At 71.8% G+C, this 11,508-nt stretch carries 2 protein-coding genes; both read right to left on the bottom strand.

Annotated elements, in window-relative coordinates; all coding sequences use genetic code 11:
• Positions 1-42: 42 nt before the first annotated feature.
• Complete coding sequence (locus NF4_RS14280; protein ID WP_063127846.1) at positions 43-10,260, bottom strand: non-ribosomal peptide synthetase; 10,218 nt, start codon at positions 10,258-10,260, stop codon at positions 43-45.
• Between the two features lie 253 nt (positions 10,261-10,513).
• Entirely contained in the window at positions 10,514-11,497 is a 984-nt protein-coding gene (locus NF4_RS14275; protein WP_063127950.1) for a LuxR C-terminal-related transcriptional regulator, read from the bottom strand.
• Positions 11,498-11,508: the final 11 nt, after the last annotated feature.

The raw sequence follows: 11,508 nt of genomic DNA, 5'->3' as shown, positions 1-11,508 counted from the left end.
CGAAACAGTCCGCGGCCTCCGGGAAGTCGCCCTTTCCCACTGTCAGCCCAGTAGCGTGGGCAGGTCCAGCACCGTGCCGACGCCGGACCAGGCCGCGCCCGGCTCGTCCTGCTCGTCGAGGACGAGCGTGGTCAGATCCTCCAGTGCGCCGGGGTCGAGTGCCGCCAGACCGGCGCTGTCGGACCACAGATGCGTGATCCACTCACCCGCCGGGGTCGCGTCCGGCAGCTCTGCCGGGAGCAGCACCACCGAGGCGCCCGCGGCACCGGCGGCCACGGTTTCCAGTACCGCAGCCGGACTGTCGCCGCGGCCGGCGCGGTAGGTCCTGGACTCGTAGGTCAGACCGGTGCCGGTGTGCACCCGGGTCACCGCGGCGGCCAGCTGGTCGTAGCTCACCTGCCGGCCGGTATCGTCCACCACGACCAGATCACTGCCGCGCAGTGGCTGCGCCCGGTGCGCGTAGGTGACCGGCCGCGGCGATTCGGCGGCGATCTCGGCGGCGAGCGCCGGATCGTCGAGCAGCAGCCATTCGAGGTGGGGCGCGGCCGGTGTCCGGCCCGCGGCCAGTCCGGCCGCGACCGCCAGATCCGCGGCCGCCGCGACCGCCAGGGCGTCGGCGGGCACGAGCGTGGCGCCCGCCTTCAGTACCGCCCAGGTCGCCACCACCGCGTCCACCCCGCGTTCCAGCGCACTCACCACGCCGGTACCCGGACCGTATCCGCGCGCGATCAGCACCCGCGCCAGTCGCGACGACCGCGCGTCGAGCTCGCGATAGCTCACCACCGCCTCGCCACACACCACCGCGGGGCCCTCCGGATCGTCCTCCACCGAGGCGCTCAGGGTCTGGGCCAGCGCGGTTCCCGCTGTCGCGGCCGGCACCAACTGCTCGGCGGGCGGGAGTGCGCGGGGCGGCTCGGGGGCGTCCGAGTAGTCGATATCGCCTACCGGAATCAGTGGATCGGCGGCGACCGCGGTGAGAGTCCGCCGTAGCCGGCGGCCGAACGACCGCACCGTCTCCTCGTCGAAGAGATCCGTGGGATAGGTCAGCACGGCGTGCAGCTCACCGGGCGCACCGTCGGTGTCGTGGCCGGGGTCGATATCTATCCGCAGATCGAAGGTGGCGGTGAGCTCCCGGCAATCCAGCGACCATACGGACAGGCCCGGCAGTTTCAGCGCGACCTGCTCGCCGTGGCCCACCGTCAGCAGCACGGAGAACAGCGGATTGCGCGCGGTGGCCCGCTCCGGAGCCACGACCTCCACCACCTGTTCGAGCGGGATATCGGCATTGTCGAACGCCGCCAGACCGGTTTCCCGTGTCTCGTCGAGCAGTTCGGCGAAGGGCCGGGTGGCGTCGACGCGCGTGCGCAACGCGAGCGTATTGGCGAACATACCGACGAGTTCGTCGAGCGCCCGCTCTCCCCGGCCGGCGACCAGGGTGCCCACCGCGATGTCTTCCGCGCCGGTCAGCTGGTGCAGCAGCACGCTCACCGCGGCGTGCAACACCATGAACAGCGTAGCGCCGCGGTCGCGGGCGAGCCGGTCCAGTCCCTCGTGGACTTCGGCGGGCACCGCGAAACCCGTGGTGCCGCCCCGCATCGAGGGCATCGCCGGACGTGGCCGGTCCAGCGGCAGCTCCGGTGTCCCCGAGGCGCCGCGCAACCGATCGCGCCAGTACGCCGATTGTGCTGCCGCGACGGAGTTCTCGTCGGCATCCTCCCCGAGCACCGCACCCTGCCAGATCGCGTAGTCGGCGTACTGCACCGACAGCGGCGACCAGCGCGGCGATTCCCCGCCGACGCGGGCCAGGTACGCGGTCATCAGGTCACGCACCAGCGGTGCGAGCGAGGCCGGGTCGACGGCGATACGGTGCACGACCAGCGCCAGCACATGCCGGTCGGGGCCGGTGGTGAGCAGCAGCCCGCGCACCGGCACCTGCGCGGTCACATCGAAACCGGCCGCGAGCAATTCGCCGATCCGGCCGAGCGCGTCCTCGGTGGTCTCCGACTCCAGACCGCCGCGCAGCGCTTGGGCCACCGGCAGGATCTCCTGGTACGGCAGTCCGTCCGGGCCACCGGGATAGCGGGTGCGCAGCACCTCGTGCCGTTCCAGTACGTCGGACAGGGCGTAGCGCAGCGCGGACGTATCGAGCGCACCGTCGAGTCCGATGGCGAGCGGAATATTGTGGGCCGCCGAATCCGGGGCGAGCCGGTCGCCCGGCCACAGCCGGTACTGCCGCGGAGACAACGGGATCCGTTCGGGCCGATCGACCCGCGCCAGCGCCGGTCGCTCCACCTGCGGGACGACCCCGGGAACCACCCGCGCGGCCAGCGCGGCCACCGTCGGCGCCTCGAACAGAACGCGTACCACGAGCTCGGCCGACAGCGCCTCGTTGATCCGGGCCACCGCCCGGGTGGCGGTCAGCGAATTACCCCCGAGAGCGAAGAAATCGTCCGCGGCACCGACGCGTTCGACGCCCAGCAGGTCGGCGAATACACCTGCCACCACCGTTTCCACCCGGTCCGCCGGGGCGGTGTAGGGCGCCCGGCCGGCCACCGCCGGAACCGGTAGCGCGTCCCGGTCGAGTTTCCCGTGTGGGGTCAGCGGGAGTTCCTCGACGACGACCAGTGCCTCGGGAACCATGTACTCGGGCAGGAATTCGGCCACCTGCTCGCGCAGCAGCGCCGGATCGAGCACGACCTCCTGCTCCGCGGCGGGCACCGCATAGCCGAGCAGCCGGTCCCCGGCCACCTCGTCGGTACGCACCAGCGCGACCGCCCGGCCCACCCCCGGGCAGCGCAGCAGGGCCGACTCGACTTCGCCGAGTTCGATCCGGAACCCCCGCAACTGCACCTGTGCGTCCACGCGACCGGCATACTCCAGATCGGCGCGGCCACCGAAAGCGGCCCAGCGCCCGATATCACCGCTGCGGTACATCCGTGATCCCGGCGCACCGAACGGGTCGGCTACGTATCGGGTGGCGGTGACACCCGGACTGTCCGGATAGCCGCGGGTCAGCTGCCGCCCCGATACATAGATTTCGCCCGGTACCCCGACCGGCGCCGGGTGCAGGCGCTCGTCGAGCACGAACGCGTCCAGACCGGGCAGCGCCCGGCCGATCACGCCGGCCGGGTTGTCCACCAGCTTTTCGTCGAGTGCCAGGAACGAGGCGTGCACGGTGGTCTCGGTGAGGCCGTACATGTTCACCAGCCACGGACCGCCCGTCTCGGGGCCGCCGTGCCGTTCGTACCAGCTCCGCAGCCGGCGTAGATCCAGGGCCTCGCCGCCGAACACCACATAGCGCAGGGCGAGTGCGCCGGTGCCGTCGCCGTGGGCGAGCCGGTCGGCCTCCGCGAGTCGATAGAACGCCGACGGTGTCTGGTTGAGCACGGTCACCCGTTCGCGGATGAGCAGCTCCCGGAACTTTTCGGGTGACCGGGTGGCCGGCGGGTCGACCACCACCACCGATCCGCCACTGGCCAGGGCGCACCACAGTTCCCATACCGAGAAGTCGAAGGCGATCGAATGGAACAGGGTCCACACATCGGCGTCGTCGAATTCGAACAGCAGCTGGGTGTTGGCGAAGAGTTCCACCACGTTGCGGTGCGCCACGGCCACGGCCCTGGGCATCCCGGTGGAACCGGAGGTGTGCACGACATAGGCCAGGTTGTCCGGGCGCAGCGGGGCCCGGCGCTCGGTATCGGTGACCGGTTCGGTGGAACGCTTCACGGTGTCGGCGAGCAGGATCACCGGCGCGGCCACGGCCGGGACCGCGTCACGTTCGGCGGCGGTCGTGAGGACGGCGACAGGGCGGGCCTCGGCGAGAACGACGTCCAGTCGCTGCCGCGGGAAGGTGGTGTCGATCGGCAGATAACCGGCACCGGACAGCAGCACACCGAGCAGCGCGACCGGCAACTCCTCGGTCCGCGGCACGGCCACGGCCACCAGGGTTTCCGGGGCCGCCCCGGCGGCGATCAGAGCGCGTGCCACCTGATACGACCGGCTCAGCAGTTCCGCGAAACTCAGCACGGTCCCACCGGAGCGCACCGCCGGAGACCGCGGCCGCAGGCGGGCCTGGGCCTCGATGAGGTCGACCAGCGTCACCGCCGGCACCCGGACCCCGCCGCTGTTCCATTCCCGCAGTACCAGATCGCGTTCGCCGGGGGCGAGCAGATCGATATCGCCCACGATCCGGTGCGGATCGGCGGCCACGGCGTGCAGGATCCGCAGCAGCCGGTCCGCGTGGTCGCCGAGCGTGGGCGCGTCGAACAGGTCGCTGGTGTAGGTGAAGGTCAGCCGCGCTTCGGCGCCGGTATCCAGCAGGTCCACCCGCAGGTCGAGCATGTCCGGCAGGCGGGCGGGCGCGTCCGTGGTGGCCAGCAGGACCCGGAAGGGCGGCTGCCCGGCGGCGGTGCGCACCGTATCGATCAGCTGGCCCAGCCGTTCGGTGCCGCGGCCCCCGGTACCGAAGAGCGCACTCCCGGCGATCCGGGCGGTGTCGAGAAGTTCGTCGAAACGCAGCGCCGGATCCAGATCGGTGTGCAGTACCGACAATCCGGCCGCGGCGTGCTGGGTGCCGAACGCCCCGACCGCGATATCCCGATGCCCCGACAGCCGGGCCAGCAGAATGGCCAGCGCCGCCTGTATCACGGTGAACGCGGTCGTGTCCTGATGCGTCGCGATATCGTTCAGCGCATCGAGCAGGTCGATATCCAGCTCCCGCGTCACCTGACCGCAGCGTCCGGATGGGGCGGCCGGGCGCGGCCGATCGGCGGGCAGCTCGGCGCGGCCGACGAGCGTGCCGGGGGCCCGCCACCAGTCCGCGGCCGGGGTCGATCCGAGTTCCGCCGGCACTGCCAGCAACTGGCCCACGAGTGCGTGCAGCAATACGGAGAGGGCGGCGGCCGCGGATTCGTCGATGAGCTCCCGGCGGTACCACAGGCGCAGCAGCAGCCGGTCCGCCGACTCCGCCACCAGGGTCACCGGATAGTGGGTGAGGACACGAGAGGTCGGCTCCAGCACCTCGAGCCCGTCGAGGCCACCGGCAGTGGCCGGGCGTGCCGCGCCGATCGGGTGTGGGTCGTAGGCCAGCAGGGTGTCGAAGAGGCCCGCCGCACCCGGCGCCGTATCGGCGGCGCTCAGATGGTGATGGTCGCGCAGGGCATGCTGTTCGGACCGGATGCGGGCCAGCAGATCCCGGACGGTCCACCCGGGTTCGAAACGCACCCGCATCGGGATGGTGTTGGCGAACAGACCGGCCATCTCGTCGACGCCGCTCAGCCCGGACGGACGACCGGCGACCACGGCCCCGAACACGATGTCCCGGCGCCCGGTCAGACCCGCCAGCAGCAGCGCCCACAGCGCCTGCACCACGGTCTCGACCGTCACCCCGGCCTCGGCCGCGTACGCCGCCATGGCGGCTGTCTCGGCGTCGCCGAGCGCGAGATCGACCTTCCCGATCCCGGTTTCCGGTCGAGTGGGCGGGGCGAGCACCGGAGCGAGTTCGGTCGGCCGGGCACCCCGCAGCACCTCCGCCCAGTGGGCCCGGCCGGCCGCGGTGTCCTGCCGCGCCAGCCACCCCAGATAGTCGCGGTAGGCCGGGGGCGGCGGCAGCGCCGCCGGGTCACCGTGGCGGGCATAGAGGGTCAGCAGATCCGCGAGCAGGATCTGCGCCGACCGGCCGTCGAAGAGCAGCTGATGCGCGGCCAGCACGAGATGGGTGCGGCCGGAGACCGTGCGATACACCGTGAACCGCAGCAACGGCGCGGTATCCAGGGCGAACCGGGTGAGCCGTTCGGTCTCCAGCAGTTCCGGGATCTCGTAGTCGCCGACATCGTCGGCCACCAGCCACGGCACCGTGACGGCCGCGGCCACCAGTTGCACCGGCGACCCGTCGGCGGCCGTCACGAACGCGGTGCGCAGTACCGGATGCCGGTCGAGGAGCCCCTGCGCGGCCCGGTGCAACCGGTCCAGATCTATGACGCCCCCGAGTTCGACGGCGAACAACATGACGTAGTCGTCGGGAGCACCCACCGTGAACTGGGCACGGAAGAACAGCCCCGCGCCCAGCGGCGCGAGCGGCAGCACATCGATCAGGCCGGGGTGCTCCGCGCGCCAGGTATCGAGCTCCCGCTGCCCGACACGGACCAGCGGCAGATCCGAGGGAGTCAGGCCGCCGGCCGCCGGATCGGCGATATGCCGGGCGATGGCGTTGACCGCGGCCAACCATTCGTCGGCCAGCTCCCGGACCGCCGGCTCGTCGACGATTTCGGCGGCGTAGGCGAACGAGGCCACGATCCGGCCGTCGCCGCCGACGACGGCTTCGATATCGATCACCGTCTCCGCGGGCATATCCCGGTCGAAGGCGGTCTCGAATCCGCCGAGTTCACCGAGGGGCCGCCAGGCCGTCTCGTCGTCACCGGGTACCGCGAACCGGCCCGCACAGGCGAAACCGATCTGTGCCAGGGGCCCGTCGAATTCGCCGGGGGCCGACCGGCGCAGCAGGCCGAAACCGAGCGGCCGCGGGAGGGCCACCAGCTGTTCCTTCACCGAACGCAGCAGCGCGGCGGTCACCGGGCCCGCGGCCAGTGCGGCCCGGGGATCGATATCGCCGAGATCCAGGGCCACCGGGTATGCCGTATCGAACCAGCCGACGGTACGGGTGAGATCCGCCCCGGGCAGTAGCGGTTCCGCGCGTCCTTCGCCGTACAGCCGGACCCGGGTGGTCGCGCAGTCCACCCCGCGCCGGGACCGCCAGTTCCGCACCGCCAGGGCGAGCGCGGCCAGCAGCGGACCTTCGGAGTTCGTCCGGTACAGCGCCGGTACCTCGGTCAGCACCACCTCGGCGATATCCGCCGGCACCTCCACCGCGAACCGGTGTACCGACGCGTGGGTATCGATGGTGGGGTCGATCGCCCGCGTACCGAGTAGCGGGTCCGGGGTGGACAGCACCTTCCGCCACTCGGCGCGTGCGGTGTCGCGTTCCGGTGGCGCGACGGGTCCGGCCGCCGCCTGCGCCCAGCGCCGGAACGAAGTGATGACAGGGGGCAGTTCGGGACGCCGCCGGCCGGCCACCTGCGCCCAGGCCCGAGCCAGATCCGCCAGCAGGATCTGCCAGGACACACTGTCGACCACATAGTGGTGCACGGCGAGCAGCAGCGCGTCACGAGCGCCCGGACGGCACAGCCGGGTCGCGGCGACCATCCGGCCACCGAGCGGATCCAACCGCGCCACAGTCGTTTCCATCGCCGAACCGGCGATCGCGGCGACCTCGGCCGGACGAGTCCCCGCTGGCACCCCGACCTCGGCGAGCAGCCAGCTCTCCCCGACCGGCCCGCTGTCGGGAACCTCCCACCGGTACTGCCCGTCCTCGGCCACCAGCCGCGCCCGCAACATATCGTGGCGCTCGACCACGGCACCGAGGACCGCCGCCGTCCAGGCCCGGTCGATCCCCTCCGGCAACGCCAGCACCGCGGTCTGCGCGAAACCGGGATGCACACCCCCCGCCAGGTACTCGGCCAGGATCGGGGTCGGCGGCACGACACCGATACCGTCGGCCGGGCTCGGCCGGGTCTCCTGCTGCCCGAGCCCGCGCGCGTACCCACGCCGGGTCAGGTGTTCGGGCGGTCCCGCCGGAGCCGGCGAGACCGCCTCCCCTCGGAAACGGCGCCAGTTCTCCGCCGGCCCCCCGTGCTCGAACGGTCGGATCGAAGACGACAGGCCCTCCCCCGGCCCGGGTCCGGTCCGCGCATCGCCCGCCGCCGCGTCTGTCGCGGCAGGCGTTACCGCTTCTCCCGCGGACCCGCGCGAACGTTGCGGCAGCGCACTCCGATCCAGCGCGGTGTCTCGATGCCGCGGAACCTCTCCGAGCCCCGACCTCCCGTTTCGAGGTAGTGCTCCGGGCGCGAACTCGCCGGACCGATCCGGCGGCACCGCACCACCCTCGCGCGCCCGCGAAGATCCCCGCAACACCTCCCCTCCGAGCCCACGCGCACGCTCCGGCAGCGCGACACGGTCGAAGTCATCGGCCGAATCCGCCGGTACCGCACCGCCCGCGAGCCCAGGCGCAGATCCCGGCAGCACACCTCGACCGACCTCACGGCCAGAAGTCGGCGGCACCTCTTCTGCAGGTACACGCGAACGACGCGGCAGCGCAACATGTTCGACCTCACCGGCCGAACCCACCGGCACCGCACCACCCCCAAGCACACGCGAAGATCCCGGCAGCACACCTCGACCGACCTCAGGACCCGGAACCGCCGGCGCCTCTCCCCCCGGCCCACGCGAACGTTGCGGCAGCGCAACTCGTTCGATCTCGCCGGCCGAACCCGCCGGCACCGCACCGCCCGCGCTCTCACGCGAAGGCCCCGGCAGCACACCTCGACCGACCTCACGACCCGGAACCGGCGGCACCTCTCCCCCCGGCCCACGCGAACGTTGCGGTAGCGCAACTCGTTCGATCTCGCCGGCCGAACCCACCGGCACCGCACCGCCCTCGCGCTCACGCGAAGATCCCGGCAGCGCCTCTCCTCGGAGCCCACGCGAACGCACCGGTAGCGCGACATGTTCGATTTTGTCGGCCGAAGCCGCCGGCACCGCACCGCTTCCGAGCCCACGCGAAGATCCCGGCAGCCCAGCCCCATCGAACTCGCCGGCCGACGGCTCTTCGCGCCCGATCCCGACCCCGCGTTCCGGCAGGACGCTGCGCTCGCCCTCACGACCCGAAGCCGGAGAGCCCCCCGCCGGCCCGGCCGCGCGCCTGCCTTCCCGGGGGCCACCGTGACCGGAGTGGTGGACGGGAGTCGGCGCCGGCTCGCGCACACTCGCGGACAGAGCTTCGGGCTCCGCCCGGTCCGCCGGATTCGGCGAGACCGTTCCCCCCGCGAATCCGCGTGAACGTTGCGGCAGCGCACCCCGGCCGAACTCACCGCTCGGGATCTGCGGAACCTCACCCCCGGCCCCGCGCCCCTCCGCCGGAGAACCGCTGCGGCCCACATACTCGAGCTCTTCGCCGCGCGGTGTGACGATCCACCGCACCAGATCGCCGGTGCGGTACATCCGGGCACCGGGCCGGCCGAGTTCGGCGCCGAAGGGCGCGGCGACGAAATACTGCGCGGTGAGCCCGCGCCGCCCGAGGTACCCGTGCGCCAGCGCCGGCCCGGAAAGGTAGAGCTCACCCACCACACCGGTGGGTACCGGCCGCAACCGGGCGTCGAGAACGAAGACACCGGCCCCGTTCAGGGCGGCACCGACCGTGATCGGTGCCCCGGGCGCTGTCGTACCGGGTCCGGTCGCGATGACACCGGCCTCGGTGCGGCCGTAGCCGGTGAAGAAGTTCCGCTCGTGCGCCCAGCGGCCGATCGGCTCGAAACCGCATGCGCCACCGATGGCGGCGACCACGTGGAGGCCGGTGAGCCCCGCCGGGTCCACGGAGGCCAGTGCCGCCGGGGTGGTGAGCACATGGGTCACTTGTTCCCGCGCCAGTAGATCGGTGAGGTGCCGGCCGTCGGACGTCCCGGCAGGGACGAGCACCAGTGTGGCGCCGGAGCTGAAGGTCAGCAACAGTTCCAGCACCGAGACGTCGATATCCGGGGAGCACATATGGGCCACCCGGGAATCGCTGGTGATGCCGTAGTGGTCGGTGGCCGCCGCGACCACCGGGGCCAGTCCGCTGTGCGGGACCACCACACCGGTGTGTTCCCCGCCCGGAGCGGATGTGTAGGCGATATAGGCGGGATGGCGCGCGTCGAGCATCCGGACCCGGTCGGCGTAGGAGATCGGATGCCGCGCCCGTCGCGTGATCCGTTCGGCCTGCACCGGATCGTCCAGTTCCATCCAGTACAGGGACCGGCCGAGCGCGGATCGGTAGCGTGAAGTCGTCAGACCGAGAACGGCGCCCGAACCGGCGGCCATCCGGTCGATCCGGTCGCCGGGGAGATTCGGGTCGATCGGTACATGAGCGGCGCCGGTTTTCGCGATCGCCCATATCGCGAGCACCGATTCGGGGCTGCGCGCGAGCCCGATCGCCACCGCGTCGCCCGGTCCGATTCCGCGTTCGATCAGTTCCCGGGCCAGCTGTGAGGACCCTTCGTCCAGCTCCTGGTAGGTGATCTCGCGCTGGTGGGCGGGGTCGCCCGTCGGGTTGAAGCGGATCGCCACCTCGGTGGCGGCGGATTCGACGGCGGCGGTCAGCAGCTGGGCGAACAGCGGGCTTCCCGAACGACGCCGTCGACTACCGAGAAAAGGACGGCGGGCAGTGTGCATTCGGGTGCGTTCACCTCTCGCATCGAGCCAGGTCCCGGCCCCCTACATACCCTGCGGGGGTGGAAGGGCATATGGACCGGGGCCGGCGCGGTGTGGCCATCATATTCGGGGGCGCCCCGGGTCGCCGCCCGGGGAACGAGCCACCACCGGGGGGCCGTCACGCCCCGCCGGGAGGTTCCGCCGCTCGGGGTCCGTGGCTACCCCGGAGGCACAGGCCCGGACGTCGCCGCCCGTACCCGGCCGATGCGTGAGTTCACAACCAGCCGCGCCGGATCGCTTGGACGCCGGCCTGGAAACGGGTGCTGGCGCCGAGCCGCTCCAGCAGCCGGGCGGTGCGCCGGACCACGGTGCGCCGCGACATACCGAGTCGGCGGGCGATCGTATCGTCGGTCGCCCCCATCCCCATCATGGTGAGGATCGCGCGGTCGCGTTCGTCGAGTTCGTCGGCTTCCGGCTGCACCGAGATCGGCGCGGACAGGGTCCACAGCACATCGAAACTGCGGATCAACATATCCAGCAGTGGTGATCCGTTGATCCGCAGCGCCATCGGGTCGGGGCGGCGTTCGTCGGTGTGCAGCACCAGGCTGGCGCGTTCGTCGTCGGCGATGATCAGCTTGAACGGCGGATCGGGCAGGGTACGTGCCTGCGCGCCCCGCGCATTGGTGGCCAGGGTGTGCCGTAGCCGGTCCGCGTCCTGGTAGATCGTGTCCTGGTAGAGGATCCGGTACCGCACGCCCTCGGCCATCCGGGTCTGTTTGAGTTCGGCGATCCGGCTGTCACGTTCGGGGTCGCTGATATGCGGGCTGCGCTCGACCATTTTCACCGAGCTGTCGGCGTTGGCGTGCAGCGACTCGAAGTCGGCGAGCAGTTCGGCCCGTTCGAAGACCGGCGAGATCACCCCGTTCCAGCCCTGCGAGCGCCGTACGGAACGAAAGGTCTCGCTGAGCCGGGCCGCGGCCGCGTGCATGGTGCTGATCTCCTGGCGCCGCCGCCGAGCCTCGGCTTCGGACAGCGATTCCGGCGCTTGGGCGTCCCAGCGCGGGGTGCCGTCGGGCTCGGTGAGCCGGATGACGGCACGCAGCCCGCACAAATCGTCGAGTGCGTTCTCGACCACGGTCTCCGACAGTGCGGTGTGCCGGGCGATATCGGCGAGCCCCGAACGGGGCCGCTGTACCAGCGCCGCGTACACCCGACCGTGGATCGAGTCGGGTTCGAAGATATCGGCCAGTTCGGTCACGCCGGGCGTCC

It is taken from the genome of Nocardia fusca NBRC 14340 (genome assembly GCF_001618425.1).
GTDB classification, from domain to species: Bacteria; Actinomycetota; Actinomycetes; order Mycobacteriales; family Mycobacteriaceae; genus Nocardia; species Nocardia fusca.
This window is presented reverse-complemented; position numbering and strand designations above follow the sequence as displayed.